The following is a 25,524-nucleotide window of genomic DNA, read 5'->3' on the forward strand; positions in this document are numbered from 1 at the left end:
GAGCGGAACCACATGCAGATCGTTGACCACCACGGTGACCGGGTCCGGCACGGCCGGGCCACCGTCAACGGCGTGCGGTTGCACTACCTGACCGCCGGCGAGGGCGAACCCGTCCTGCTGCTGCACGGGGTGCCCAAGACCTCCTACCACTGGCGGCACGTGATCCCGCTGCTCACACCGCACTACCAGGTCGTGGTGCCGGACATGCGCGGGCTCGGGGACTCCGAACACGCCGAGGGCGGCTACGACATGGCGAACGTGGCCGAGGACTTCGCCGCGCTGATGACCGAGCTCGGCCACGAGCGCTTCCGGGTGGTCGGCGAGGACTGGGGCGCCGCGGCGGCCTACCAGCTCGCGGCCCATCACCCCGACCGCGTCCAGCAGCTGGTCTACCAGGAGATGATCCTTCCCGGTTTCGGGCTGGAGGACTACTCGTTCCTGACCCCGGACAACGTGCGCAGCTACGTCTGGCTCTGGCACATCAACTTCTACTCGGTCCCCGAGTTCCCCGAGATGCTGATCAACGGTCACGAGCGGGAGTACTTCTCCTACTTCATGAAGCACGAGACGCACGACCCGTCGGCGATCACACCCGATGCGCTCGACGAGTACGTGCGTTGCTACTCCTCGCCCGGCGGCGTCAAGTGCATGTGCGAGATCTACCGGGCCACGCTCACCGACGGCGACCAGAACAGGGAGTCCGCGAAGACCCGGCTCCCGATGCCGGTGCTGGCCGTGGGCAGCGAGCACTTCATCGGTGCCGACAACGAGCGGCAGATGCGAGAAGTCGCCGACGACGTGCGCGCGGTGATCCTGCCGTGGGGCCACCAGCTCGCCGAGGAGTCGCCGGAGGAGCTGGCCGGGCACTACCTGCGCTTCTTCGCCGGGGAGATGTCATGACCTACGCGATCCGCGATGGTCGGCTCGTCGACCCGGACGGGAGCCCGTTCCTGTCCCTGGGCCTTAATCACACCGACGAGACGGCACTGAAGTTCCCGCGCAACGTCGACGTGTGGCGTGAGCGCTACGGGTCGCGGCAGAGCTGGATCCGGGACGGCGTCGTCGCGGACCTGCGCGGGTGGGGGTTCAACACGCTGGGTTGGACGAGCGAGTACGTCGCGGGGGGCTGGGGCGAGGCGCTGGACTGGTTCGGCGACCCGATCGACCTCAAGCACTCCGAGCAGTGGTCGGCCGCGGAGCTGCGCGGCGCCGGGATGCCCTACGTCGCCCAGGTGCGGGTGGCCGAGATCGAGGACTGGAACGGCCAGCCGGCGTTCCGCCCGCTCGACGACGACTTCGCCGACTGGTGCGACCACCTGGGCCGCGCGATCGCCGCCGAACACGCCGACTCGCCGGACCTGCTCGGCTACTTCCTGGTCGACATCCCGGCCTGGTTGCCGCACGCGTCCGGGTACGACTTCGCCGAGCTCGTCGGTCTGGACGCGGCCGCACGCCAGCGCAAGCTCTACGACGTCGCCAGCCGCTACTACGAGACGATCGCGACGGCGATCCGTCGCTACGACCCGCACCATCTGATCCTCGGCGACCGGTTCAACGGCAACAAGGGGATCCCGGAACCGGTACTGCGCGCGATGGCCCCGCACGTCGACACGCTGTCGGTGCAGTACTTCACCGAACCCACCGACGAGTCCCGCCGGAGGATGCACGACGACCTGGCCAGCTGGCGCGCTCAGTGCGGGGACAAACCGGTGATCGTCGCCGACGTCGGGAACTGGACCCCGACCGAGCTCAACCCGCATCGCGAGGGCCTGCCCGACCACGCCGCCCGCGGCGCGGACTACGGCGCCGCGATGGAGGCGCTGCTCGACGAGCCCTGGTTCGCCGGCTGGCACTGGTGCGGGTACGTGGAGAACACCGGCGGTCGCGGCTGGGGCCTCAAGGACCCGTGGGACGAGCCCTACCGGCCGCTCACCGACGCGATCACCGAACACAATCGCCGCGCGGCGGCGTACCGAAAGGAGAACTGAGATGGGCCAGCTGGACGGCAAGGTCGCGGTGATCACCGGCGGCGGCCGCGGGCAGGGACGCGCGCACGCGCTCCGCCTCGCCCGTGAGGGCGCCGACATCGTGACCTGCGACATCACCGAGCAGGTGGGCTCGGTCCCGTTCGACACGGGACGCCCCGGCGACCTGGACGAGACCGTCGCGCAGGTGGAGAAGCTGGGCCGCCGCTGCGTCGCCCTCGAGGGCGACGTGCGACGCACCGCGGACATGGCCCGACTGGCCGACTCGGCGATGAGCGAGTTCGGCCGGATCGACATCCTGCTGGCCAACGCCGGGATCCTGAGTCTGTCCGAGAACACCTGGGAGCTCACCGACGAGGCCTGGGACGACATGATCGACATCAACCTGACCGGCGTGTTCAAAGCCTGCCGGGCGGTGGTGCCGCACATCAGGGCGGGCGGCAACGGCGGCTCGATCGTGATCACGTCGTCGATCGCGGGCCTGCGCGGGGTGGCTGGTTGCACGCACTACACCGCGGCCAAGCACGGCATCGTCGGACTGATGCGCACGCTGGCCAAGGAGCTCGCGCCGGAGTCGATCCGGGTAAACACCATCCACCCCACCGGCGTCGCGTCGCCGATGTCGAACAACGACTTCTTCCCGCAGTGGCTGACCGAGCACGAGGAGCTGGGCAACGCCATGCGGTTCAACCTGATGCCGGTGGACGCCCTGGCCGAGGCCGACGTGTCCGAGGTGATCGCGTTCCTCTGCTCCGACGCCGGAAAGTGGATCACCGGGACGACCGTCCCGGTGGACGCGGGTTTCATGCTCAAGTAGGGCAGCTGGAATGCCGCCTCAGCTTGATCTTCAACCTCGGCCGGGTCGGTCAGTGTCGCGGCGGTAGCCGTACGTCTCCCGACGTCGTGGCGGTTTCGGTGTGCCGGCGGGGCGGCTGATCGTCGCGCGCAGGTGGCGAGACCCGCGACGGCCCCGAGCCGGGGTCAGTCGCCCCGGCTCGGGGCGGCTCCTCCCAGGGGCGCCGGAGACCAGTGGCGAAAGGTCGGGCCGAGCGTAGTCGGAGAGGGCGACGTCCGGGCCGGGCCGCGGCGGCCGGCCGGTCACCCGGTGCGGGCGCAGGGTGCGCGGCCCGCGCAGGATCTGCGCTGGTCGGGGCATCCGAACGCAGTCACGACCACACATCCACCGCCAGCACCGACCGCCCGTCAACGGCCCGCGGCAGCGACAGCCCTGCCGCACCCGACGCAAGCCGCGCCGGCTCGAGTACGCCGCGGGCCCACGCGTCCTACAGCGCGCCGTGGCCACGCCGGTGCTCGGCGACCAGGCTCAGCTCGGCCAGCGAGCGAACCGGGCCATCGGCGCACAGGACCGCGTCGGTGGGCTCGAACAGTGCGTTCGCCCGCACCGTTGCAGGGGGCATGGAACTCCCACCGGAACCGGTCGAGGTCACCCTCGCGGACCCGGGTGTCACCCACGCCGGTGTCGGGCCCAATAGACCACAGCGTTTTCGCGGCGCAGCGAATCTTTGCGCTCGGTGACGGGCCCGGTGCGCCCAACGATCGCCTCGCCGGGACGCGCCCCGAACCGCTCCTGTCCGCGCGCCGCTCGGGACAGGCTCGTCACGACCGGCGCACGGCGGTCTGGGCCCGTCCTCCGGTGACCGGCGCCGGCTTGTCGCGGTACCGGAGCCCGCCGAGAGCGAGGACGGTCACCGAGGCCACCAGCATGGGGATCGCCATCACGACGAACAGCCCGGACGTCGACCACCCCGCCGCCACCGCGAGCCCGACCAGGATGGGACCGAGAATGCCGCCGATGCGGCCGATCCCCAGCGCCCAGGCGACGCCCGTAGACCGCATCTCCGGTGGGTAGAACAGCGACCCGAAAGCGATCACACTCTTCTGCCCCCCGCTCACGCAGCAGCCGACCAGGAACGTCACGCACAGCAACAACCAGAGCGACGCGCCGAATACAGCACCGAGAACCCCGACGAGCACGGATCCGACCAGGTAGAGGACACCGAGGGTGTACCCGGCGCCGAACCGGTCCATCGCCGGGCCGGTTACCAGCGCGGCCGCGATCCCGCCGACGGTGGTCAGGGTGGTGGCCGTGACCACCGTGCTCGTCGGATGGCCGAGCCCCTCCAGGATGGTCGGAAGCCAGCTCTGCAGCGCGTAGAACTCGGCGAGGTTGATCGCGAAGACCAGCCAGAGCAGTAGGGTCCCCACCAGCCACCGGCGCTCGAACAGGCGGACCACCGGGAGCCGCCGTGTGGTGCCCTCGTCCTGGCGCGGGCCGCGGGCGAGGGTGCTTTCCGGCAGCGCCGGGTCGAGGCGGTGCAGGATCGGGCCGACCGGGCGTCCCCGGTGCATCAGGTACGCCGGGGACTCCGGGAGCAGGCGCCACAGCAGCGGTACCAGCAGCAGCGGGAGGACCCCGCCGATCAGGAACATCGGACGCCAACCCAGCAGCGGGATCACCGCCCCCGCGGCCGCACCGGCCGCGACGAAGCCGAGCGAGAACCCGCAGTAGATCACGAGCACGAACGTGGCCCGCCGGCGGCGCGGGGCGAACTCGCTGGTGAGCGCGATGGCGCTGGGCGCCGCGGCGCCCAGGCTGACCCCGGTGAGCAGCCGCGCCGCCAGCAGCACCTCCACCGAGGGGGCCCAGGTGGTCAGTAGGGTCAGTACGCTGAACGACGTGGTCGCCGCGATGACCATCCGGCGGTGGCCGATCCGGTCCGCCAGCGGTGACACCGCCAGGTATCCGATCATCAGACCGACCAGCGCCGAGGAGAAGACCGGTCCCATCGCCGACGCGGGCAGGTCCCACTCGCGGGCGATCGCCGGCGCCATGTAGCTGATCGCCTGGGTGTCGAACCCGTCGAGGAACATGACCAGCCCGCAGAGGGCCAGTACGGCGTACTGCAACCGTCCCACGGGACGGTTGTCGATGAATTCGGGCAGTTGGACGGTGCGGGGATGATCGGGCACGCTCGTTACCTCGCTGTACGGCGTCGCAGGTGTGGTGGGGGTGGTCCCGGCGGGCGGTCAGCCGGCCGGGACCGGCCCGGGCGGGGCCGGGAGGACCGGTGCGTCCACCGGGACGAAGGCGTCGGCCAGGAAGCGCTCGTCGGCCAGCCCGGCCGCGCCGGTCAGCACCTCGCGGGCGTCCCGGGTCATGGCCGGGTTGCCACAGGCGTAGACGGTGTGCCCGGACAGGTCGGGATGGCGGGCGGCGGCGACATCCTGGACGTGTCCGGTCGCGCCACGCCAGGTGCGCCCCGGGCGGGACAGCACCGGCTGGACGTCCAGCCAGGGCAGCGCCCGGGACCAGCGCAGCACGGTGTCGAGCAGGTAGAGGTCTGACTCGTCGCGGCCGCCCCAGTACAGGGTCGTGGGCCGGGCGGCCCTCCGGGTGACCTGGTCGAGCAGCACCGAGCGGACCGGGGCGAACCCGGTCCCGGTGGCGAGCAGCACCAGCGGCCCCTCGCCCGGCTCGACCGTCGTGTCGCCGAACGGGGACTCGACGGTGAGCCGGTCGCCCGGACGCAGGTGCCGGGCCGTCCGGTCGGAGAACAGGCCGCCCGCCTCGATCCGTACGTGCAGTTCGGCGGTGTCGTTGTCCCGGGGGGAGTTGGCCATCGAGTACGGCCGCGAGCCCCCTCCGGGCAATCGCACCTCGAGGTGCTGCCCAGGTCGGAACGGGATCCGGCGTCCGATCGGGAAGCGCAGCTCCAGGACGACCACGCGCGGCGCGGGCCGCCGTACCCGGTACACGCGGGCGGTCAGCGTGCGCCGGCGCGGCGGACCGGAGCGGGTGATCCGGTGCGGCCGGATGTCGACCGGTCCGTCCGGCACGGTCTGGCAGAACAGGGCGTCGTCGCCCGGCCCGCAGTGTCCGCCGCGCCGGTCCCGCACGGTTCCGGCGGTGACGACGCCGAGGCAGCTGCGGCAGACCCCGCGCCGGCAGGAGTACGGGATCGTCCAGCCCGCGGCCTCGGCGGCATCGAGGACGGTCTGGTCGGGGGCGCAGTCGAAGCCGATGTCGGTGTCGGCGACGGTGATCGGGTGGGTGGCGGTCATGCGGTGGCCACCTCCCTCCGGTCGGCGAGGGTGCGCAGCGCGCGGACCGTCGCCTCGGGGTCGGCCCGGCCGCTGCCGGCCAGGTCGAACGCGCTGCCGTGCCCGACGCTGCAGAACGGCACACCTGCGCCGATCGAGAGCGCCACTGACGTTCGCCCGGCGAGCAGCTTGACCGGGACGTGTCCCTGGTCGTGGTAGGCGGCGACATAGCCGGCGTGCTCGTTCGCCGCCAGCAGCGTGTCCGCACCAGTCGGTCCGTCCACCGGATATCCCTCCTCGCGCAGCCTGGCCACGGCCGGGGCCGTGACCCGCTCGTCGTCGTCGCCGAACAGCCCGCCCTCGCCGGCGTGCGGGTTGATCCCGAACACCGCCGTGCGGCCGGGCACGCCGAGCCGGTCGAGGGCCTGATGCAAGGCGCGGCCGGCCGCGACGACCCGGTCGGCATCCAGATCGGTGACCGCGTCGGCCAGCCGGCGATGCAGCGTCGCGTGCACGATCCGCAGCCCGCCGCCGACCAACAGCAGGAACACCCGGTCGGCCGGGCTCCCGGTGACTTCTGCGAGCAACGACGGGTAGCCGGTGAACGACACCCCGGCGGCGCGGATCGCGGTCTCCGAGTGCGGGGCCGCGACCACGGCGGGGTACGCACCGGCGGCCGCGGCCGCGGCCCGGATCGCCGTCCGGGCGTAGGCCAGGGTCGCCCGGCCGGCGGCGGCGTCCACCGTCCCGGGCCGGTGCGCGCCGGCCGGCAGCGCGCCGACGTCGATCAGGTCCAGCGTGCCGGGCTCGGGCGGGAGTTCCGGATGGTGGTCCCGGACGACCTCGGCCCCGCCGGTGACTCGCACCGCCCACTCGACCACGGCGCGGTCGGAGACCAGGACCGGTGCGCAGCCGGTGCGCCGGGCGGCCATGACCGCGACTTCCGGGCCGATGCCGTTCGGGTCCCCGGTGCACAGCAGCGTGCGGGGCACGGGGCCGGTCACAGCGGGACCGCCAGCAGCGTGTCGATCCGTGAGCTGTCGCAGACCACGACCCGCTCGCGTAGCAGGGCGTGTTCCTCGCGGATCTGGTAGAGGTCCAGGTAGCGGCCGCTGGCGAACAGGTCCGTCGGCCCGTCCCCGGTGATCCGCACGACCAGGAACGACGTCTCGCTGCGCACCTGCAGCGCACCGTCGCGTGCCGGCTCGGCGGACAGCACGGCCGGGGCACCGAGCAGGTGCCGGTAGCTGTGCCGCTCGTAGATGTTGGCCTCGCGCAGCGCGGACACCCGGTCGGCGAGCATGCCTCGGGTGTCGGCCCACACGATCCCGGCAGGCAAGCCACGCCGGTGGTTGTCCGCGGTGGTGATCCGGTAGTGGCAGTCCTCGGTGAAGAACCCGGGCCAGTCCTCGAGCCGGTCGTCGTCGATGCAGCGCACGTAGTGCCCCTGCGCGGCGAGCACGACCCCGTGCACCCGGGGGATCAGTGCCGGGTCCGCGTCGGTCGACGGGTCGGTCGCTGTCATGCGTCCTCCAGGGTGAACCCCATGCCGGCGCGATAGGCCTTCCAGAAGCCGCGCACCGACGCCTCGGTGACCCGGCTGCTGCTGGACACGGCCTCGGAGCCGCCCATCTGCAGGGTCGCGAACTCGTCCCCGGCTCCGGCGATGCCGCGCTGCACGAAGCCGCCGATGCAGCCGTCCTCCATCGACACGTAACCGGCCGGACCGACCAGATTGGACTGCTTGAGCCGGATCAGCCGCTGCTCCTCGGTGTCGTCGGTGAACCCGAGGTAGGTCCAGTTCAGCCGGGTCCGGTCCACCCCGACGGGCAGGATCTGCCGGACGGCGACGGAGTTCTGGATCTGCTGCAGCACGAAACCTGGGAACACCGACAGGATCTGTAGGGTGGTGTCGTCGCCGACCTCGGAGAATCCGTCGAGCATGCTCGGATCGCGCAGCCGGTACTCGCTGTCGGAACGGATGTTCTGGTCCCGGTAGTCGGAGTCGGTCGCCTCGACGGAGGTGGCGGCGGAGCGGTCGATCGCCGAGTAGCTCACGTGGTGCGCGCCGTCCTCGCTGACGATGATTCCGCCGCGCTGGGAGAGCTTGTTGATCCCGAACGTGGTGAAGAACAAGTGCAGGATGCTGGCGTGGTAAGAGTCCTTGACGTTCTCCACGTAGAGCTTCCAGTTGTTGGGTAGCTCCTGGGCGAACCGGCCCAGCACCACCGGAGTGCGCCCGCCGAGCAGGCGGTCGATCCGGTCCACGATCTCCTGGCCGAGATACTCCTCCAGCGGCGGTACCTCGTTGGAGAGGCTGCCGAACACCAGGCCGTTCAGCACCGCGATACGCAGCTTGCGCGGCCCGTGCCGCTCCCGGCAGAACTCCGCCGGCATTCCGCCGGCACCGCCGATCCCGTCCTCGAACGCGACCGCGGTCAGGTCGCCCTGCAGGTTGTAGGTCCAGGCGTGGTAGACGCAGGTGAAGTCCTTCGCGTTGCCGTGCTCGGCCATCGCGATCAAGGCCCCGCGGTGCGCGCACCGGTTCTCGAAGGCGTAGAGCTGCCCGTCGGTGTCCCGGGTGACCAGCACCGGTTGCTCACCGATGAAGGTGGCGCAGAAGTCACCCGGCTCGGCCAGCTCGGCCTCCAGGCACAGGTAGCTCCAGTACGGCCCGTGGAAGAGGCTGCCGAGCTCGGCACGCAGGATCTCCTCGTCCTGGAACGCCCAATACGGGACTTGCGTGAGCGACGTCGGCCAGATCCGGTCCGCCACCGGTTCCGCGCTGGGGCCGTCGAGTCGGTCCATGATTCTCCATTCGTTCGATTAACGAACAGCAATTCGCCGTACGAACGCATGAAAGCCCGCGGCAAGAAGCCTGGTCAAGGGCTCGGCTTGACAGTTCACGAACTCGGTTCGTATAACGAACAGATGCAGTCCGCTTCCGGCCTGGTGGAGCCCGCGTGACCGGCGACGACGGAGGGGCACCCGGCCGCTCCCGTTCTCCGGAGGGGATGGCCGGGCTGGCGAAGGGCCTGGCCGTCATCGAGCTGTTCGGCAGCACGTCCTCGCGGTTGTCGGTCGCCTCGGCCGCGGAAGGCATCGGCGTCGCCCGGGCGACCGCGCGCCGGTGCCTGCTGACCCTGGTCGAGCTCGGCTACGTCGAGCACGACGGCCGGTACTTCCGGCCGACCCCGCGGATGCTGCGGCTGGGCACCACCTATCTCGACACGTCGACGTTGCCCGGGCTCGCCCAGCAACGGCTCACCGACGCCCGCGACGAGCTCGGCGAGTCGGTGTCGCTGGCGGTGTGGGAGGACGGGTGGTCGGTGTTCGTGGCCCGGGCCGAGGCGTCGCGCATCGTCAAGACCGGGGTGCGGGTGGGGGCTCGTCTTCCGGTGCACTGCTCGGCGACCGGGCGGGTGTTGCTCGGTGCGCTCGACGACGACCGGGTCCTGGAGGTTCTCGGTGCCGCCGAGCGCGAGTGCCGGACCCCGCACACGCTCACCGACCCCGGCGCGTTGCTGGCGGTGGTCCGCGAGGCCAGGCAGGAGGGGCTCGCGATCAGCGACGAGGAGTTGGAGCTGGGCATGCGAGCCATCGCGGTCCCGGTGTCCGACGGGGCCGGCCGGGTCGTCGCCGCGATGAGCGTCAGCGCGTCCAGCGCCCGGGTCTCCGCGGAGCGGATGCGTCGCGAGTTCGGCCCGGTGCTGCGCCGGGAGGCCGGGCGGCTCGGCCGGACGTTGTGAGGTCGGCCGGGGCGCTGACGGCCTGCGGGACCCCGCCGCGGCGGACCGGACCGGGGTCCGCGACGCGTCACACGCGTAGTGGTCGTTCGAGGTCCGGATCGCCTCGTGGTCGACGAACACGCCCCGGCGCTCCCACGGTGTCGACTCGACCGACATACTATTAGTCCATGGCGCCACAGTCCGACGGTTCGCCCGTCTCCGGCAAGCCCCGGGAGCAGTCCGAGATGTTCGGCAAGGTTCGTGCCGGCCGGGTGTCGAACCTGATCGTCGAACAGATCCGGCTGCTGATCTCGGAGGGACAGCTGGTGGCGGGGGACCGGCTGCCATCGGAGCGGGAGCTGGGCGAGCGGTTCGGCGCGAGTCGGGTGACGGTGCGCGAGGCCCTGAAGATGCTGGAGGCCACCGGGCTGGTAACGATCAAGGTGGGCGCCCGCGGCGGCGCGTTCGTGACCGCGCCGACCAGCGAGCGGGTCGGTGAAGGGATCTCGGACCTGCTGCGGTTCTCGGTGGTGGAACCGTCCGACGTGACCGAGGCGCGGCAGGTGTTCGAGATCTCGATCGTCCCGCTGGTGTGCCGGCGGGCCGACGAGACCGACGTCGCGGAGCTGCAGGAGATCTGTGAGCGGGCGGAGCGGAGCCTGGAGTCGGGCGAGGGCTACTCGGTGACGCTGTCCGCCGAGTTCCACGTGCGGGTCGCACGGGCCACGCACAACCCGGCGATCGAGCTGCTGGCGCGGACGTTCCACGGGCCGATGCTGCGGTCGCTGATGCGGGCGCAGGAGGAGGACTCGCTGGTGGGGGTGCGCGGCACCGCGGAGCACCGGGAGTTCGTGGAGGCCGTGCGGATGCGCGACGTGGCAGCGGCGACCGCGGTGATGACCGCACACCTGGCCCGGACCGCGGAGCGGCTGCGCAAGGACTGACCGCTGACCGCTCCACGGTGGCACCGGCGGTCCGGTTGCGTTCTCGGCGGCCTCGACGTACTGCAGCGTGTCATCGTAGTCGATACCGCTCTCCGGGTCCGCCCCGCGCACCGCGCCGAGCATCTCCGAGGCGAACAGCACGTTGTCCGGGCCGACGACGTCGAGCAGTAGTTTCACCCCGCGTGCGTGGTAGACGCAGCTGTCGAAGAAGACGTTGTCCATCAGGTGCTCGCGCAGCGGCGGCCGGCCCAGGCGGGCGGCCAGCCCCTCGAACCGGCCCCAGTGGTACGGCACCGCGCCGCCGCCGTGCGGGATCACGAACCGCAGTCCGGGAAAACGCTCGAACAGGTCACCGAGCAGCAGTTGCATGAACACCGTGGTGTCGGCGTGCAGGTAGTGCGCGCCGAGCGTGTGCACCGGGGCCAGGCACGAGCCCGACACGTGGATCATCGCCGGGACGTCGAGCTCGACCAGCGCCTCGTAGAGCCCGAACCAGTACGCGTCGGTCAGGGCCGGTGCCGTCCAGGCCCCGCCGGACGGGTCCGGGTTCAGGTTGGCCCCGACGAAACCGAGCTCGGTGACGCAGCGGCGCAGCTCGGCGACGCTCGCGTCGAGCGGACCCTCCGGGGTCTGCGGGAGTTGGCAGACCGCCCCGAAGTGTCCCGGATACAGCGTGCTCACCCGGTGCACGAGGTCGTTGCAGGCGCCGGCCCAGGTGCGGGCCAGCGCGGTGTCCGGGAGGTGGTGGTCCATCGCGGAGGCCTGCGGCGAGATCAGCATGAGGTCGGCGCCGCGCTCGCGCAGCACCCGGAGTTGGTTGTTCTCGACGGCCTCGCGGATCTCGTCGTCGCTCGTGGCCGGGGCGCCCGGCTCGGGGAGCAGGGGATCGGCGAGCCGGTCGAGCTGGGCCCGGCGGAACTCCCGGTGCGGCCGGGGCGCCATGGTGAAGTGGCCGTGGCAGTCGATGATCATGCGCCCGCTCCCGGACGGTCGACGTAGCGCAGCCCGGCGGCGGCCAGGCGCTCGCGCATGCCGGACACGTCGAGTCCGAGCTCGCCTGCCCGATAACGCGCCCGGAGGCCTTCCTCCCGCTCCTCGCGGTTGGCCGACGCGACGGCCACCGCGGTCGCGTCGGCGCGCGGCACGACGACGACGCCGTCGTCGTCGGCGACGATCACGTCACCGGGATGCACGACCTGCTCGGCGCAGGAGACGGTGACGTTCACGCTGCCGAGCGTCTCCTTGACCGTGCCGAACGCCGACACCGCGCGCGACCAGACCGGGAAACCCAGCTCGGTGAGTTCGCGGACGTCCCGGCAACCGGCGTCGATGACCAGGCCCCGCACCCCGCGGGCGAGCAGCGAGGTGGCGAGCAGCTCGCCGAAGTAGCCGGCGTCGGAACGGGTGGTCGGGGCGACGACCAGCACGTCACCGGCCCGGCACTGCTCGATCGCGACGTGCAGCATCCAGTTGTCCCCCGGCGGGACGGAGACGGTCACCGCGGGCCCGGCGATCCGGGCGCCGGTGAAGATCGGGCGGAGCCGGGGTGCGAGCAGGCCGGTGCGGGCCTGGGCCTCGTGCACCGTCGCCACGCCGAACCGGCCGAGTGCGGCGACCGCGTCCGGGTCGGGTCGCGGCGGGTTGCGCACCACCACCGGGCCGTTCACGCAACGCCGGCCCAGGGCAGCAGCGACACGTGCACCACGTCCTCGTCGAGCTCGCCGCCGACGGCCCGGATCGCCCGGTCGGTCTCGTCGAGCCCGAAGCTGTGGGTCGCCAGACGCTCGAGCGGGAACCGGCCCGACGCGAGCTGGGCGACGGCGAGCTCGCAGGCCCGGTACCCGTGGCCGCGGGCGCTGCGGATCGTGATCGCCTTCTCGGTGACCTTCTTCAGCGGGAAGTCGGGGAACGCGGCCACCTCGCCCTGGACCACCATGACGCCCTCACGCCGCTTGAGCGCGTCCACGCCGAGCAGTACCGGTGCGGTCCCGGCGCCCGCGGTGCAGTCCAGGACGACGTCCACGCCGCGCCCGCCGGTCAGGTCGCGCACCGCGATGAGCGGGTCCTCGGTCCGGACGTCGACGACGTGGTCGGCGCCGAGCTCACGGGCCAGTTCCAGGCGGGCGGCGTCCCGGGTGGTACCGGTGACGATGATCGTCGAGGCCCCGGCCTGCGCGCAGGCGACGACCTGGGACAGGCCCTGCTGGCCGGGGCCCTGGATCAGCACCGTCGAGTCGTAGCCGACGCCCCCGGCGTTCAGTGCCCACTCGATGCCGTTGGACAGCGGGGTGACGATGCCGGCGAGCTGGGGAGAGACGCCGTCCGGGATGCGGTGCAGCACCGCGTTCCACGGCAGGAACATGTACTGCGCGAAGCCGCCCCACAGCTGGTGCTCGTTGGCCGCGGAGGTGTAGCCGTAGCGCCGGGCGTCGGGATTGGTCCGCCAGTCGGTGTTCTCGCAGTGCCGGTACTCCCCGGCGTGGCACCACTCGCAGTGGTAGCAGCCCACGTAGTGCTCGACGAAGACCCGGTCACCGTCACAGACCCCGTGCCGGCGAACGAAGTCGGGTCCGGCGTCGACGATCACGCCGACGTTCTCGTGCCCCATGATCACCGGGTCGGTGAACGGCGGGTTGGCGTACATCTTGACGTCGGTGCCGCAGATTCCGGCGACCTCCACCCGCAGCAGCGCCCCGTCGGCGGGTACCCGCGGCAGCGCGAAGTGCTGCAGCTCCGTGCGGCCGGGGGCCACCCGCACCGCGGCCAGGACATCGTCCGCCATGTCGCTCCTCCAGTCTTATGGTCTGGTGTTAGACCAATGCTAGTCTGCGCCGGTCGCGGCGACCAGGGACGGTCCGCGACGGAGAGGCGGACGAGATGACCGAGCTGCACCTGTCCACACTGACCCGCAGCCAGGGCGCGAACGCCGCGCTGAAGGACGGGAGCGTCGCGCCGGCCCACGCGGCCCTCGACTTCGTCGAGGTGTCGCCGCTGCCCAGGGGGTTCCGCCGGATGGTCCGCGACCTGGAGTTCGACGTCGCGGAGATGGCGGTCACCACCTACCTCGTCGCCCGGGCACACGGCGTCCCGTTCACCGCGCTGCCGGTCTTCCCGGTCCGCGGTTTCCACCACGGCGCGATACAGGTCGCCGCCGGGTCCGGGATCCGGCCGCAGGACCTGGCCGGACGGCGGGTCGGGGTGAACCGTGGCTACACGGTGACCACCGGCGTCTGGGCCCGCGGGGTGCTCGACCGGGAGTACGGGCTCGACCTCGACGGGATCACCTGGGTGTGTTCGGACGCCGAGCACGTCGAGCGGTACCGGGCACCATCCAACGTGGTCGCCGCGGGTCCGGACGCCGATCTCGGGGCGATGCTCGCCGCGGGCGAGCTGGCCGCGGTGATCGGTGCCGGGCTCACCGGGCCCGGCGTCGCCCCGCTCGTGCCGGATCCCCAGGCCGCCGCGGTGGCCGCGCTGCACCGCGACGGTTTCCACCCGGTCAACCACCTCGTCGTCGTGCGGGACGAGCTGCTGGCCGACCACCCCGGTCTGGCCGAGGACCTGTTCGCCGCGTTCGCCGAGGCCAAGCGGCGCTACGTCGCCGACCTGGCGGCGGGCGCGGTGACCGACCCGGACGCCACCGACCGGCTGAACGCCGTCGTCGCGCGGGAGACCGGGGCCGATCCGCTGCCCTACGGGATCGAGCCCAACCGGGCCGTGTTGGAGCGGCTCGCCGAGCTGGCCCGTGACCAGCACATCCTCGCCGAGCGGCCGGACGTCGACGGGCTGTTCGCCGCCGGTACCGCGGGCCTGGCCGGGTGAGCGGGATGCGGATCGCGATCGTCGCCGACCACAACGCGGTGCCGATGAAGGCCCGGCTGGTGGACTGGCTGGCCGCGCGCGGGCACGAGGTGGACGACCGCGGGGTGCACGACCAGCGGGTCGTCGACTACCCGGTGCTGTGTGAAGACCTCTGCCGCCGGGTGCTGTCCGGCGCCGCCGACACCGGCGTCGTCCTCGGTGGCAGCGGCAGCGGGGAGCAGATGGCCTGCAACAAGATCCGCGGGATACGGGCCGCGCTGTGCCACGACACGTTCCTGGCCGGGATCGCCCGCGGCAACAACGACGCGACGGTCCTGGTGATGGGGGCCAAGGTCATCGCGCCGGACGCCGCGGAGCGGATTCTCGAGGTCTGGCTCGACACCGGCTTCCGCGGCGGCCGGCACGCCGAGCGCCTGGCCCAGATCGCCGTCCTGGAACGGGGCGGCTCGCTGCTCGGGGACTGACGCCCCGGCGGCTCAGGCGCGGTGGGAGTCCAGGAAGTCCAGGACGCGGGCGGGCGCGGTGTCCGCCGTCTGCTCGGCCACCCCGACGTCCCAGAGCCGGGAGCCGGGCAGGCACTCGTGCAGGAACCAGGCGGCGGAGCGGGCGTGCGAGGCGTCCTGGCCCGGCACGACCAGTGCCGGGACGTCGAGGGTGAGCAGGTCCTCCGGCTCCGGGCCGGGGACGCTGTCCCGGTCGAACATCGTGCGGACGATCCCCTCGAGCACGGTGCGGTACCGGCCGGGATCGCCCGCGGCGTAGGCGGTGGCGAAGTCCTGGTCGCGGCGTAAGACTGGCGCCCACGGGCCCACGGCCGGATCCGTGCCGAAGCCGGCGCCGGACCCGCGGGCCCGCTCCACCACCGCACCGAGCCCGTGCGCCGCGACGAACGCGGCGTGCTCGGCGAACCGGCGGTGCTGGGTCATCCGGTACCGCGCACCGCCCGCGGGGGAGTACAGGACCATGCCCGCCGTGCGTTTCGGGTACGCGACGCCGAACGTCGCCGCCACCGACGCGCCGACGCACCCGCCGAGCACGAACGCGCGCTCGACGCCGAGGTGGTCGAGCAGGCCGGCGGCCTGGGCCGCGTAGTGCGCCCAGGTGACCCGCTCTACCCGGCCGCCGGAGTCCCCGGACTCGCGCCGGTCGAAGGCGATGGCCGTGTAGCGGGTGGCCAGTGCCTCGATGAGCCCGGTTGCCCGGTAGACGCCGTGCGTCGACCAGTTCGCGAGGGTCGCGTCGAACCCGCCGGGGGAGAACAGCAGCAGGGCCGGCCCGTCGCCGGTGACCTCGTAGCGGGTCCGCAGCCCGTCGATCGTGGTGGTGGGCACGTCCTCACCGCCCGCCACGGATCTGGCGCCCGGCGCGCACGTCGCCGGCGTAGGCCGAGATCGCGTCGAGGCTGATCCGGGCCACGTCGGCGTAGGTATCGCGCGGGTCGTCGAGCTGCGACTCCGCGTAGCCGATGGCCGCGTTCACCATCCGGACGCGACCGTCCAGCCACGGCCCGCCGCCGTGACCGCCGAGCACCGGGATCGACACCGCATCCACCACGGCCGGCCCGACGACCGGGCCCGAGTTCGTGAAGTTGAGCAGCGCCGCCCCGGCCGCCTCCAGCGCCCTGGCCTCGGCGACCATCTCCTCGCGCATGTCCGCGGGCACCTCGCTGGACGCCCCGGGCGTGGTGTCGTAGGCGATCCCGTGCCGCAGCGCGGTCTGCGGGGTGATCCCGAACTGGGCGAACACCGGGATCCCGGCGCGGTGCACCGCGGTCACGGCGTCGAGGTGGTCGGCGGCGCCGTCCAGCTTCACCAGATCCACCCCGCCCTCCTTCACCAGCCGGATCGCGGCGCGGACCGCTTCGCGGGGGCCTTCCTGCAGCGGCCCGAACGGGAAGTCGCAGGACACCAGGGCCCGGTGCACCCCGCGCCGGACGGCCCGGCAGACCAGCAGGAGCTCGTCCATGGTGATCTCCAGCGGGTTCGGCCGGCCCCACAGGTTCATGCCGACGGTGTCGCCGACCGACACCAGGTCGACACCGGCCCGGTCGACGATCCGGGCCATCTGGTAGTCCCATGCGACGACGCCGACGATCTTGCGGTCGTCCCGCTTCATCGCCTGCAGCGCCGGGACGGTCACGGTCTGGCTCATCGGGTCCTCCTCTCAGGCACGGATCGCGGTCAGCAGGTCGGCGGCGTCGCGGTCGTCGGCGCCGGCCAGCAGGACACGGGCGTGCGGGCGCAGCGCGGCCACGCTCGCCCGGGCGTCGGCGCCGCCGAGCACGATCCCCGCGGTCATCACCCCGCGCCCGGCGCAGGCGCGCCCGATCCGTCCGGCCGCCAGCGCGGCGGCGGCCCCGGCCCGGGCCGAGGCGATCATGACCACGGCGTCGGCCGCGGCCAGCTCGGCGGCGAGGTCGGTGGCGGCGCCGCCGGTGTGGTGCAGGGGCAGGGAGTCGTACGCGCCGTCGGGCGCCGGGGACGGGCCGGTGCGCAGGGTCAGGAACCGCGCCGCGTTCCACGGCTCGCGAGCGAGCCTGCGGACCGCGGTGGCCGCGTCGTCGTCGAGCGCGACGACGCGGGTGCCCCACCGGCCCTCGACGGGGGCGTCGATCCGGTAGCCCGCCTCCTCGGCGGTGGTGGCCAGCGCGCAGCTGCTCTGCAGGATCGGTCGGGTGCTCATCGACGTCCTCACACCGACGCGTGCGGCTTGCCCGGTTCCGCGGTGAGCGCGTCCCGGCCGGAGTCGATGAACGCCGAGTCCCGGGGCAGCACGACCGCCGCCGAGCGCACGTGGTGGTGCGCCGGATTCACACCCGGGGGGACGGCGCTCTGGTCGCGCAGGGCGACGGCGGCGCGCCGGAGCTTCTGGCGGGCCTTGATGATGCCGGCGTCGGCGGAGACGAGCCGCTCCTTGGACCGGTCGACGATCGGGCCCATGCTCTCCTGCAACGAGGAGTCCTGGATCGCGATGCCCTTGATCCCGGAGAAGTACTCGCCGCGGCGCTGGGCGTCGCGGTCCATCAGGTAGTCGTTGTCCCGGTTCGCCACCGGGCGGTAGGTGCCGGGAATGTTCTCGCTGTGCACCCCGTGCCCGGCGCGCATGGCACTCAGCTCGTCGCCGGTCAGCGGCCGGGTCGGGTGGTAGTCGAAGGAGTACGCCCAGCAGTTGTGGTCGTCGATCGGGACCCACCAGTGCCCGTGCACCGGGTGATCCCCGCGCGGCGGGACGAGGGTGAAGCTGGGCATCACCCACGGCGTGATCCGCCAGTAGTAGGAGTCGGCCTCGGCGTTGCGCCGCGCGCCGACGAACAGGCCGCCCTCGGCGTCCGCGACCTCGAAGAACGGCCGCAGGTCGTTCATGTTGTACTCGTTGCCCTTGGCGCCCTTGAACAACGGGTCGTTCTTGAGACCGCCCGAGTGCAGCCAGGACACGTGGCTGGAGTCGATGCCGCCCTCGAAGGCCTGCAGCCAATTGCACTCCTGCCAGCGCTTCGAGGTGTAGTTCTGCTCCGGTGCCACCTGGGTGAACTCGAACTCGGGCAGTGGCGGCCGGGTCGCCGGGTCTCCCATGTGCGTCCAGAGCATGTCACCGATCCGGACCAGCGGGTAGGAGCGGAGCTTGACGTGGGCGCAGAAGTTGCTGTTGTCCGGCTCGGAGGGCACCTCGAGCGCCTGTCCGGTGACGTCGAACTTCCAGCCGTGGTAGGCGCAGCGCAGGCCGCCCTCTTCGTTGCGGCCGAACCACAGCGAGGCGCCGCGGTGCGCGCAGAACTCGTCGATCAACCCGTAGCGGCCCTCGCTGTCGCGGAAGGCGATCATCCGCTCGGACAGGAGCTTGACCCGGACCTGGGGGCAGTCGTTCGCGGGCAGCTCCTCCGCGAGCAGCGCCGGGATCCAGTACTGCCGGAACAGCTCGCCCATCGGCGTGCCGGGCCCGGTCTGCGTCAGTAGCTCGTTGATCTCCGTCTTGAGCACCGCACGCCTCCCTTACCATGTCGAGTGAACAACAGTATTACCATTAGCCTTACGAAGAGCCCGGTCGTCAGGCGACGAGCAGCTCCTTGAGCGGCCGCTCGGTCCGGCGGGCCGCGCTCGCGGGCAGCTCGGTCCCGGTGGTCAGCGCCCGGCGGACCACCAGGAAGTCGGCCGGGGAGTTGACCGCGTCGACCGCCCGCAGTCGCCCGTCCCGGTAGTGCAGCGCGGCGAAGCGCTCGGTCGCCGGGTCGCCGCGCACGACGATCTCGTCCGCACCGGCGGCGAGCCCGGCGATCTGCAGCTTGAGGTCGGCCTGGTCGGACCAGAACCACGGCACCTCGGGAGCCGGGCGCGCGACGCCGGACAGCGCCGCGGCCGCCAACTTTGCCTGGTATACCGCGTTCTGCACCGACTCCACCCGCACCGGGGCGTGCCCGGGGCCGGTGGGGTGCGGCTGCAGCGTGCAGTCCCCGGCGGCGACCACCGACGGCAGCGCGGTCCGGGCGTCGTGGTCGACCGGGATCCCGCCGGGGCAGGCCAGGCCGAGGCCGGTGGCCAGCTCGGTGCGCGGCTCGACGCCGATCCCGACGAGCACCAGCGCGGCGGGCAGCTCGCCGCCGTCGGTGAGGTGCACCGACCGGACCCGCCCCGCCGTGCCGTCGAGTGCCGTCACGCCGGTGCCCAGCAGGACGCGGACCCCGCGGCGGGCGTGCGCGGCGGCGTAGAAGCCGGACACGACCGGGGCGACGGCCCGGCCCAGCAGCCGGTCGGTGGTCTCGACGACGGTGACCGGGCGTCCGTGCGCACGGGCCGCCGACGCGGCCTCCAGGCCGATGAAGCCGCCGCCGACCACGACCACCGGCCCGGCCCCGGCCAGGGCGGTGCGCAACCGGTCGGCGTCGGCGAGGTCGCGCAGGTGGTGCACGCCGTCGAGCGCGGCACCGGGTACGGAGAGCCGCCGTACCCGGGCACCCACGGTGAGCCCCAGCCGGTCGAACGCGATCTCCCGGCCGCGGTCGGTGACCGCGCGGCCGGTGTCGAGCGCGGTGATCCGCTCGCCGGTGACCAGCTCGATACCGCGGTCGGCGTAGAACGCGGCGGTGCGCAGGGCGAGCCGATCGGCGTCGGTGTCGCCGGACAGGTAACCCTTCGACAGCGGGGGCCGCTGGTACGGCAGCTGCGGTTCGGCGCCCATCAGCGCGATCGGCATCGTGTCGCCCGACTCGCGCAGCGAGACGGCCAGCTGCACGCCGGCCTGGCCGGCCCCGACGACCAGGGTGCCGGTCACGGTTGCACCGCGGGGATCTCGACGGTCAGGCCGTCCAGCGCGGAGGTCACCGGCACCTGGCAGGACAGCCGGCTGCCGTCCCGCCGTTCGGACACGGCCAGGTCGAGCAGGTCCTCCTCCATGTCGCCCGGGGGATCGAGACGGGGTGCGAAGTCGTCGCGGACCCAGACGTGGCAGGTGGCGCAGCTGGCGTTGCCGCCGCACTCGGCGACGACGCCCGGCACCCCGTTCTGGGTCGCGGCCAGCATCACGGAGTCGCCGTCGCGGGCGTCGACCCCGGCCTGGGTGCCGTCCGGGAGGACGAAAACGACCTTGGGCACCTGTGGGCCTCCCTTGCTCTGCTGGCGTGGAACGGGCCGGGCGAAGCGGCCATCACATTGGTATTACATCATACCGCTGCCGCTTCGGCCAGATCCGCCCCGTCCCGCCGTGCTCGTACTGCTGCGGCACGAGCAGAAGCACGGACCGCGGCGCTCCGGGGCGGCGGAACGCTCGTCTTCCACGGGTGTGTCCCGGCCGTCGTGTGCGCGTCGGTGGTGGCCAGGGCCGCGGAGAGGGTCGGGATCGTCGCCGGCGGACTGGTCGCCGCGGGGCACAGACCCTTCGGTGCGGACCGACCGGCGGCTCGACGAGCGGCGCTACGGCGCCCTGCCGGGAGTGCGCCCGAGCTGGTCGCCCGGGAGGAGATTCTTCAGGTGAGAGTTCCCGCGGTCCGGCGCCGACCATGCCGTGCACGTGGGCGGCGGTTGCAACTGCTGCGCCGGAGTCCACGCTCCGGCGGCGCTGCAGGAACCGATGCACGAAACCTTGTATTGGTATGTTGTTAGTCCTATTGTCCTCGCATGGCTCCGGAGCGAGAGCCGGCGATGACGCCGGCACCGCCGCCACGATGTGTCCTGCCCGCGCAGCGGGCCCGTGTCCCGATGCGGCCGCCCTGAGCAGCCATCTCCGATCAGACGGATCGGAGATCTCGTGCATGACGGTTCCGGTCGCGACCTCGCGCACGCTCTGCCGGCCGCTGTGAGCAGCTGTCGAGTTCGTCGGCGAAGCCCCCGCCGCGGCGTCGGCCGAATCTCCGTCGCCGGACGTGACAGTTCGCCTGTCGCAGCGTGTCCGAGCACCCGGAACCGACTCCTGGACCGGCTCACGACGACACGCAATGAGGTCGGACTCCGGTCCCCCGCACCGGCTCGTCGCACGTGGCCGGCCACCGACGCCGCGACGAGACCGGTCGTCGTTCGACCCGACGCGACTGCCGGACCCCGAAGTCCCGAACGCTCCACCACCCGTCCGGCCCGGCCGGGCGGCAGCGAGATCACGGAGGATTCATGGGAGAAGCGCTCGTGAGCAGCCTCGCCCAGCTGCTGCAACCCCAAACCCTGCTGCTGATGCTCGTCGGCGTGGCAGTCGGATTCGCGGTGGGCATCCTTCCCGGCCTCGGCGGGGCGGTGACCCTGGCGCTGATGCTGCCGTTCAGCGTCGGTCTCGAACCGGTGCAGGCCTTCGCGTTCCTGCTCGGCATGCTCGCCGTGACCTCGACGGCGGGGGACATCACCTCGGTGCTGTTCGGCGTCCCGGGTGAGGCGACATCCGCGGCGACCGTTCTCGACGGCCACCCGATGACCAAACGGGGCGAGGCGGGGCGCGCGCTCGGTGCCGTGCTCTCCTCGTCGGCGCTGGGCGCGGCGTTCGGCGCCGTCGTGCTCGTCGCCGTGATCCCGATCGTGCGGCCGCTCGTGCTGTCCTTCGGCCCGGCCGAATTCTTCGCACTCACCATCCTCGGGCTGACGTTCGTGGTGGCGCTCTCGGGGGCACACGTCGTCAGGGGTCTACTCATGGCCCTGCTCGGCGTGATGGTCGCGATGGTCGGGATCGACGCGCAGGAGGGGGTGCCGCGGTACGCCTTCGGCGAGCTCTACCTCTGGGCGGGGATCCCGCTGGTCCCGCTGGTGGTCGGGCTCTTCGGCGGCGCGGAGCTGCTGCAGCTGATGCTGGCCCGTGGCTCGATCAACCGGTCCGGAAGCGCGCGTACCGAGGCGGACGAGGCCGGCGACGAGGTACGCGCGAGCGGCATGTCCGCGCTGCTGCGGGGAGTGCGGGACTCGCTCGCGCACTGGTGGCTGGTCGTCCGCTCCGGGGCGATCGGCACGGCGATCGGCATGATGCCCGGGGTCGGTGGTTCGGTGGCGCAGTTCCTCGCGTACGGCCATGCCCAGCAGACCTCCCGGCGCCCCGAGGAATTCGGCCACGGCTCGATAGAGGGGGTGATCGCGGCCGGCGCGAGCAACAACGCGAAGGACAGTGGTGCGCTCGTACCGACCGTCGCCTTCGGGATCCCCGGCGGCGCGGCGACCGCTGTTCTGCTCAGCGCGTTCCTCGTCGTCGGCCTCGACCCGGGCCCGGAGATGCTGACCACCGATCTCGACGTGACGCTCTCCATGGCGTGGATCGTCATCCTCGCCAACGTCGTCGCCGTCGCGATCGCGCTACTCACGGTCCGGCACCTGGTCAAGCTCACCGACCTGCCGAGCACCTATATCGTCCCGGCCCTGCTCGTGCTGCTGACGGTCGGCACCTACACCGCGAGCAACAACTTCGCCGACGTCCTGGTGATGCTCGCGGCCGCGGGCCTCGGCGTGGTGTGCGTTCGCTGGGGCTGGCCCAGGGTGCCGTTCCTGCTGGCGGTCGTGCTCGGTTCGATCGCCGAGCGCTACCTGTTCCTGTCCGTGTCGCTCTACGGCTACGAGTGGCTGACCCGGCCGGTCGTCGTGGTCGTCGCGGTCATCATCGTCCTCACGCTCATCCAGTCCATGCGGCGGCGCCGTTCGGTTCGCGTCCTCGCGTCGAAGGGAGTCTCCCGATGAGCACCGCCGACCAGGTCCCCGACGGGGACACACCGGGTGCAGTGGCACCGACCGCCGCACCGTCGGCCGTCCGCCGGTTCGACCCGGTGGAGGTGGCGATGTCGGCGGTGCTGCTGGCGGTCTTCGCCGTCGCCGTCCTGCTCGCCGCCCAGTGGAGTTTCCGGGCCGCGCTCACCCCGCTGCTGGCGGCGGGCACGGGCGCCGTGCTCAGCGGCCTCCACCTGGTCCGCAGCCTCACCGGGCGGGCCGGGCGGTCCCGCGCCCAGCGCTCCGGGGAAGGACCACCGCCCTCCGATGAGGCGACCAGGGTGTTCGCCACGGCCGGTCGCCGGTCCTGGACGGTGGCGCTGGCCTGGGTTGTCGGGTTCTTCGCCGGCACCTACGTCATCGGGCTCGTTGTCACCGGAGCCGTCTTCGCCCTCGCGTATCTGCGGGTCCAGGCGCGGGCGAGCTGGCCGGCGAGCGTCGGGTACGGCGTCGCCGTCGGGCTGGTCGTCTGGCTGCTGTTCGACGTGCTGTTCGAGATCGCGCTCCCCGAAGGGCTGATGCTCTGATGACACCTCGCAGATACCTCTCCGCCGTCGCCGCGGGAGTGGCCGCGCTTCTCCTCGCCGGGTGCGGTGCCGATCCCGGCGCGCTCTCGGCGCCGGAGTTCTACCGAGACCGCGCGATCGACCTCGTAGTGCCCTACGAGCCCGGCGGCGGCTACGACCTGTACGCCCGCGACGTCGCGCCCTACCTCGCCCGCTGCACCGGTGGTGACGTCAAGGTCGTCAACGAGGCCGGCGCCGGCGGGCTGCTCGCGACCTCGAACACCGCGGCCGCGGAGCCGGACGGGACCCGGGTGCAGATCGTCAACACGGTCGGCGCGGTGAGCGCCCAGATCGGTCAGGCGGCCGGGATCAACTTCGACCTGGCCGCCCTGTCCTGGGTCGCCAGAATCTCGGCCGAAGCCAACGTCGTGGTCGTCGCCGCGGACAGCCGCTTCGCCGACTTCGACGACATGCTTCGCTCCCCGGACCCGGTGCGGTTCGTCTCCACCGGCCCCGGCTCGAACGACTACATCAATCCGCCGCTGCTCCAGCAGATCTTCGACTTCCCGGTCGAGGTGATCAGCGGCTTCGCCGGATCGGGCGAGGCCCGCACCGCATACTTGCGCGGTGACGCCGACGCCCAGGTCCTGCCGGTAGCCAGCACAGTCAGCGCGATTCGGTCGGGGGAGATCCGCCCGGTGCTCGTGCTCGGTGAGGCCGACAGCCCCGGACTGGAGGGCGTGCCCAGGGCCCGCGACCTCCCGGTTGCCGGCGCAGCGCAGCGGGAGACGTTGACGTCGCTGCTCGATCTCGTCTCGCTGAGCCGCACGATGGTCGCCCCGCCCGGTCTCGCCCCGGACCGGCTGGCGTTCCTGCGCGACGCGTTCGCCTGCGCCCTGACCAACCCGGACCTGGTCGCAGCCTCGACCGAGCAGCGACGGCCGATCGAGTCCATGCCCGGGGCGGAGCTGACCGAGGCCATGCGCTCGGTGCTGAGCCCGGACCCGGCGTTCCGCCAGATCGTCCGGGACATCACGTGAGCCGGATCCCGATCACCCTGGCCTGCTGGGACTACGACCGGACCCGGGCGCTGGAGGACGGGACCGTCGCCCGGACGGCGTCGACCTGACTGCCGCGGTCGGAATGGGCCACCGTCGGTTCCGGCCGCGCTGAACCACGGCGTTGCGCAGCGCGTTGACCGCGGGCGCCGAGGTCGTGCCGGCGTCGACGGAGTAGTTCGTGGTCCGCGAACCGTGCCTGCTTCCGCGACCTCAGCCGATGCCGAGCTGGACGAACAGCAGCCAGGTGATCATGGGTACGACCACGATCATGGCGATCGCCCAGACGAGGAGAGCGCGGAAGAACATCCGCTCCAGCCGGGGCGGCGCGCTGGCCATCAACAATGCGCCGCTGGTCGACATGGGACTGGTGTCCACCACCGACGAGCTGATGCCGACCGCCGTGACGACGCCGACCGCTGACAACGTCGGGTCCGCCGCGATGGGGGCGACGACGGGGCCGATCACGGTGAGGGTGCCGGTCGTCGAGGCGAACGCCGAGACCACGCCGACGACGTAGCTGACGGCCAGCGCGGCGAGAGACGGGTTGCCGAGTCCTGCGATGCCTTCCTGGAGGTCGTCGAGGGCGCCGATGGTCTCCAGCATGCCGACGTAGGTGACGATGCCGGTCACCAGCAGGATGGCCGACCACGGCATGGCCTCGATGACGGGCTTCTGCACCGAGGGCCGCACGATGATGAGGGCCAGGGCGATGACCAGTGTCGCCACTCCGACGTCGATCCCGAGCACGGTGGTGAGGACGAGCAACGCCCCCATCCCGAAAAGGGTCAGGACGCGCATCGGGGTGGCTTGGACCCGGGTCGCCTCGGAGACGGTTGTGCGTTCCGCCACGGTGGTGGCACCGCCGCCGGCGGGGTCGAGGCCGCTGTCGGCAGGCGAGTCGGCTGCGTCGCCTGTCGGGGTCGCGTCGTGAGACCGCCGGTTGATCCGCTCGACGATCGACTGCACGACCGCGTAGGCGATGACGGCCAGCACCGCGTTGAACACGAACACCGAGAGGAACAGTCGCAGGGTTGCGGCGCCCCCGGCACCGGCCTGGTCGAGCATGTCGTTGGCGATGACGCCGAACGGGTTGACCGGGGAGAACGCGCCCGCGTTCGCGCCCTGGATGACGACTAGGTGTCGTGACTCCGGACGTTGTTGACGGCGGCGTGTCAACTTGATCGGGGAGGGCCCCCGAGGCGGGGTGGGTGTGTCTGACGCATCCGCCGCGCACACCGGAGGCCCTCGATGGCGCACCGT

At 72.2% G+C, this 25,524-nt stretch carries 25 protein-coding genes and 1 pseudogene; 10 read left to right on the top strand and 16 right to left on the bottom strand.

Annotation, left to right across the window (positions count from 1 at the left end; all coding sequences use genetic code 11):
• Positions 1–12 precede the first annotated feature (12 nt).
• Genes ACLFMI_RS16790 through ACLFMI_RS16800 form a run of 3 tightly spaced genes read left to right on the top strand, consistent with a single transcriptional unit; the run spans position 13 to position 2,802 of the window.
• Positions 13–900, top strand: a complete 888-nt coding sequence (locus ACLFMI_RS16790) for an alpha/beta fold hydrolase (RefSeq protein ID WP_410948801.1) — start codon at positions 13–15, stop codon at positions 898–900.
• The gene (locus ACLFMI_RS16795) at positions 897–1,988 is read left to right on the top strand and encodes an agarase (RefSeq protein ID WP_410948802.1); all 1,092 of its coding nucleotides are present in this window, start codon (positions 897–899) and stop codon (positions 1,986–1,988) included. Before ACLFMI_RS16790 ends, ACLFMI_RS16795 begins: the two co-directional genes overlap by 4 nt.
• A gap of 1 nt (position 1,989) precedes the next feature.
• Positions 1,990–2,802 (top strand): mycofactocin-coupled SDR family oxidoreductase, encoded by an 813-nt coding sequence (locus tag ACLFMI_RS16800; protein WP_410948803.1) that lies wholly within the window; start codon positions 1,990–1,992, stop codon positions 2,800–2,802.
• A 466-nt stretch (positions 2,803–3,268) separates the two neighbouring features.
• On the opposite strand, the gene ACLFMI_RS16805 is transcribed toward ACLFMI_RS16800, so the two are convergent.
• The 6 genes from ACLFMI_RS16805 to ACLFMI_RS16830 all read right to left on the bottom strand — a co-directional run bounded on the left by ACLFMI_RS16805 (position 3,269) and on the right by ACLFMI_RS16830 (position 8,855).
• Complete coding sequence (locus ACLFMI_RS16805) at positions 3,269–3,403, bottom strand: hypothetical protein (protein ID WP_410948804.1); 135 nt, start codon at positions 3,401–3,403, stop codon at positions 3,269–3,271.
• Between the two features lie 199 nt (positions 3,404–3,602).
• The gene (locus ACLFMI_RS16810) at positions 3,603–4,922 is read right to left on the bottom strand and encodes an MFS transporter (RefSeq protein ID WP_410948805.1); all 1,320 of its coding nucleotides are present in this window, start codon (positions 4,920–4,922) and stop codon (positions 3,603–3,605) included.
• 111 nt (positions 4,923–5,033) lie between these two features.
• Positions 5,034–6,068: a 2Fe-2S iron-sulfur cluster-binding protein gene (locus ACLFMI_RS16815; RefSeq protein ID WP_410948806.1), complete on the bottom strand. Its 1,035-nt coding sequence runs from the start codon at positions 6,066–6,068 to the stop codon at positions 5,034–5,036.
• On the bottom strand, positions 6,065–7,051 hold the full coding sequence (locus tag ACLFMI_RS16820) for a PdxA family dehydrogenase (protein WP_410948807.1): 987 nt from the start codon (positions 7,049–7,051) through the stop codon (positions 6,065–6,067). The genes ACLFMI_RS16815 and ACLFMI_RS16820 overlap by 4 nt, the downstream gene beginning before the upstream one ends.
• The gene (locus ACLFMI_RS16825; protein WP_410948808.1) at positions 7,048–7,572 is read right to left on the bottom strand and encodes an aromatic-ring-hydroxylating dioxygenase subunit beta; all 525 of its coding nucleotides are present in this window, start codon (positions 7,570–7,572) and stop codon (positions 7,048–7,050) included. The genes ACLFMI_RS16820 and ACLFMI_RS16825 overlap by 4 nt, the downstream gene beginning before the upstream one ends.
• Positions 7,569–8,855, bottom strand: coding sequence for an aromatic ring-hydroxylating dioxygenase subunit alpha (locus tag ACLFMI_RS16830; RefSeq protein WP_410948809.1), 1,287 nt, complete (start codon positions 8,853–8,855; stop codon positions 7,569–7,571). Before ACLFMI_RS16830 ends, ACLFMI_RS16825 begins: the two co-directional genes overlap by 4 nt.
• 155 nt (positions 8,856–9,010) lie before the next feature.
• Here ACLFMI_RS16830 and ACLFMI_RS16835 point away from each other — a divergent pair, with 155 nt between their 5' ends.
• Positions 9,011–9,796 carry an IclR family transcriptional regulator domain-containing protein gene (locus ACLFMI_RS16835; protein ID WP_410948810.1) on the top strand — a complete coding sequence of 262 codons (786 nt, stop codon included), beginning with the start codon at positions 9,011–9,013 and terminating at the stop codon, positions 9,794–9,796.
• Positions 9,797–9,963: 167 nt separating this feature from the next.
• Positions 9,964–10,719, top strand: a complete 756-nt coding sequence (locus ACLFMI_RS16840) for a FadR/GntR family transcriptional regulator (RefSeq protein WP_410948811.1) — start codon at positions 9,964–9,966, stop codon at positions 10,717–10,719.
• Between the two features lie 120 nt (positions 10,720–10,839).
• On the opposite strand, the pseudogene ACLFMI_RS16845 reads toward ACLFMI_RS16840, so the two are convergent.
• The 3 genes and pseudogenes from ACLFMI_RS16845 to ACLFMI_RS16855 form a co-directional block, all read right to left on the bottom strand.
• Positions 10,840–11,691, bottom strand: a pseudogene (locus ACLFMI_RS16845) (amidohydrolase family protein); the annotation flags it as partial.
• Positions 11,688–12,386: a 4-carboxy-4-hydroxy-2-oxoadipate aldolase/oxaloacetate decarboxylase gene (locus tag ACLFMI_RS16850; RefSeq protein WP_410948812.1), complete on the bottom strand. Its 699-nt coding sequence runs from the start codon at positions 12,384–12,386 to the stop codon at positions 11,688–11,690. The gene ACLFMI_RS16850 and the pseudogene ACLFMI_RS16845, both read right to left, overlap by 4 nt.
• Positions 12,383–13,501, bottom strand: a complete 1,119-nt coding sequence (locus ACLFMI_RS16855) for a zinc-dependent alcohol dehydrogenase (RefSeq protein WP_410948813.1) — start codon at positions 13,499–13,501, stop codon at positions 12,383–12,385. Before ACLFMI_RS16855 ends, ACLFMI_RS16850 begins: the two co-directional genes overlap by 4 nt.
• A 95-nt stretch (positions 13,502–13,596) precedes the next feature.
• Here ACLFMI_RS16855 and ACLFMI_RS16860 point away from each other — a divergent pair, with 95 nt between their 5' ends.
• Positions 13,597–14,541: a substrate-binding domain-containing protein gene (locus ACLFMI_RS16860; RefSeq protein WP_410948814.1), complete on the top strand. Its 945-nt coding sequence runs from the start codon at positions 13,597–13,599 to the stop codon at positions 14,539–14,541.
• Positions 14,542–14,546: 5 nt separating this feature from the next.
• The gene (locus ACLFMI_RS16865; protein WP_410948815.1) at positions 14,547–15,005 is read left to right on the top strand and encodes an RpiB/LacA/LacB family sugar-phosphate isomerase; all 459 of its coding nucleotides are present in this window, start codon (positions 14,547–14,549) and stop codon (positions 15,003–15,005) included.
• A gap of 12 nt (positions 15,006–15,017) precedes the next feature.
• On the opposite strand, the gene ACLFMI_RS16870 is transcribed toward ACLFMI_RS16865, so the two are convergent.
• The 6 genes from ACLFMI_RS16870 to ACLFMI_RS16895 form a co-directional block, all read right to left on the bottom strand.
• Entirely contained in the window at positions 15,018–15,872 is an 855-nt protein-coding gene (locus ACLFMI_RS16870) for an alpha/beta fold hydrolase (protein WP_410948816.1), read from the bottom strand.
• A 4-nt stretch (positions 15,873–15,876) separates the two neighbouring features.
• A complete protein-coding gene (locus ACLFMI_RS16875; RefSeq protein ID WP_410948817.1) occupies positions 15,877–16,692 on the bottom strand; it encodes a 3-methyl-2-oxobutanoate hydroxymethyltransferase in 816 nt (271 codons plus the stop codon).
• A gap of 12 nt (positions 16,693–16,704) precedes the next feature.
• Positions 16,705–17,223 (bottom strand): hypothetical protein, encoded by a 519-nt coding sequence (locus tag ACLFMI_RS16880; RefSeq protein ID WP_410948818.1) that lies wholly within the window; start codon positions 17,221–17,223, stop codon positions 16,705–16,707.
• Positions 17,224–17,231: 8 nt separating this feature from the next.
• Positions 17,232–18,518, bottom strand: coding sequence for a Rieske 2Fe-2S domain-containing protein (locus ACLFMI_RS16885; protein WP_410948819.1), 1,287 nt, complete (start codon positions 18,516–18,518; stop codon positions 17,232–17,234).
• Positions 18,519–18,585: 67 nt separating this feature from the next.
• The gene (locus tag ACLFMI_RS16890) at positions 18,586–19,806 is read right to left on the bottom strand and encodes an NAD(P)/FAD-dependent oxidoreductase (RefSeq protein WP_410948820.1); all 1,221 of its coding nucleotides are present in this window, start codon (positions 19,804–19,806) and stop codon (positions 18,586–18,588) included.
• Entirely contained in the window at positions 19,803–20,126 is a 324-nt protein-coding gene (locus ACLFMI_RS16895) for a 2Fe-2S iron-sulfur cluster-binding protein (protein ID WP_410948821.1), read from the bottom strand. Before ACLFMI_RS16895 ends, ACLFMI_RS16890 begins: the two co-directional genes overlap by 4 nt.
• A 1,008-nt stretch (positions 20,127–21,134) precedes the next feature.
• Between ACLFMI_RS16895 and ACLFMI_RS16900 the strand changes: the two genes are divergently transcribed.
• Genes ACLFMI_RS16900 through ACLFMI_RS16910 form a run of 3 tightly spaced genes read left to right on the top strand, consistent with a single transcriptional unit; the run spans position 21,135 to position 24,243 of the window.
• Positions 21,135–22,670, top strand: a complete 1,536-nt coding sequence (locus tag ACLFMI_RS16900; protein ID WP_410948822.1) for a tripartite tricarboxylate transporter permease — start codon at positions 21,135–21,137, stop codon at positions 22,668–22,670.
• Entirely contained in the window at positions 22,667–23,224 is a 558-nt protein-coding gene (locus ACLFMI_RS16905; RefSeq protein ID WP_410948823.1) for a tripartite tricarboxylate transporter TctB family protein, read from the top strand. Before ACLFMI_RS16900 ends, ACLFMI_RS16905 begins: the two co-directional genes overlap by 4 nt.
• Positions 23,224–24,243, top strand: coding sequence for a Bug family tripartite tricarboxylate transporter substrate binding protein (locus ACLFMI_RS16910; RefSeq protein ID WP_410948824.1), 1,020 nt, complete (start codon positions 23,224–23,226; stop codon positions 24,241–24,243). Before ACLFMI_RS16905 ends, ACLFMI_RS16910 begins: the two co-directional genes overlap by 1 nt.
• Before the next feature lie 231 nt (positions 24,244–24,474).
• Here ACLFMI_RS16910 and ACLFMI_RS16915 read toward each other — a convergent pair whose 3' ends face one another.
• Positions 24,475–25,521 carry an SLC13 family permease gene (locus ACLFMI_RS16915; protein ID WP_410948832.1) on the bottom strand — a complete coding sequence of 349 codons (1,047 nt, stop codon included), beginning with the start codon at positions 25,519–25,521 and terminating at the stop codon, positions 24,475–24,477.
• Between the last annotated feature and the right edge of the window lie 3 nt (positions 25,522–25,524).

The organism is Pseudonocardia nantongensis (assembly GCF_046546495.1).
Classification (GTDB): domain Bacteria; phylum Actinomycetota; class Actinomycetes; order Mycobacteriales; family Pseudonocardiaceae; genus Pseudonocardia; species Pseudonocardia nantongensis.

Bases quoted from the DNA above. Each gene is read 5' to 3' on its own strand.
- ACLFMI_RS16790 (WP_410948801.1), top strand. From the start codon at position 13: ATGCAGATCGTTGACCACCACGGTGACCGGGTCCGGCACGGCCGGGCC.
- ACLFMI_RS16795 (WP_410948802.1), top strand. From the start codon at position 897: ATGACCTACGCGATCCGCGATGGTCGGCTCGTCGACCCGGACGGGAGC.
- ACLFMI_RS16800 (WP_410948803.1), top strand. From the start codon at position 1,990: ATGGGCCAGCTGGACGGCAAGGTCGCGGTGATCACCGGCGGCGGCCGC.
- ACLFMI_RS16805 (WP_410948804.1), bottom strand. From the start codon at position 3,403: ATGCCCCCTGCAACGGTGCGGGCGAACGCACTGTTCGAGCCCACCGAC.
- ACLFMI_RS16815 (WP_410948806.1), bottom strand. From the start codon at position 6,068: ATGACCGCCACCCACCCGATCACCGTCGCCGACACCGACATCGGCTTC.
- ACLFMI_RS16825 (WP_410948808.1), bottom strand. From the start codon at position 7,572: ATGACAGCGACCGACCCGTCGACCGACGCGGACCCGGCACTGATCCCC.
- ACLFMI_RS16830 (WP_410948809.1), bottom strand. From the start codon at position 8,855: ATGGACCGACTCGACGGCCCCAGCGCGGAACCGGTGGCGGACCGGATC.
- ACLFMI_RS16840 (WP_410948811.1), top strand. From the start codon at position 9,964: ATGGCGCCACAGTCCGACGGTTCGCCCGTCTCCGGCAAGCCCCGGGAG.
- ACLFMI_RS16855 (WP_410948813.1), bottom strand. From the start codon at position 13,501: ATGGCGGACGATGTCCTGGCCGCGGTGCGGGTGGCCCCCGGCCGCACG.
- ACLFMI_RS16860 (WP_410948814.1), top strand. From the start codon at position 13,597: ATGACCGAGCTGCACCTGTCCACACTGACCCGCAGCCAGGGCGCGAAC.
- ACLFMI_RS16865 (WP_410948815.1), top strand. From the start codon at position 14,547: ATGCGGATCGCGATCGTCGCCGACCACAACGCGGTGCCGATGAAGGCC.
- ACLFMI_RS16875 (WP_410948817.1), bottom strand. From the start codon at position 16,692: ATGAGCCAGACCGTGACCGTCCCGGCGCTGCAGGCGATGAAGCGGGAC.
- ACLFMI_RS16880 (WP_410948818.1), bottom strand. From the start codon at position 17,223: ATGAGCACCCGACCGATCCTGCAGAGCAGCTGCGCGCTGGCCACCACC.
- ACLFMI_RS16900 (WP_410948822.1), top strand. From the start codon at position 21,135: ATGGGAGAAGCGCTCGTGAGCAGCCTCGCCCAGCTGCTGCAACCCCAA.
- ACLFMI_RS16905 (WP_410948823.1), top strand. From the start codon at position 22,667: ATGAGCACCGCCGACCAGGTCCCCGACGGGGACACACCGGGTGCAGTG.
- ACLFMI_RS16910 (WP_410948824.1), top strand. From the start codon at position 23,224: ATGACACCTCGCAGATACCTCTCCGCCGTCGCCGCGGGAGTGGCCGCG.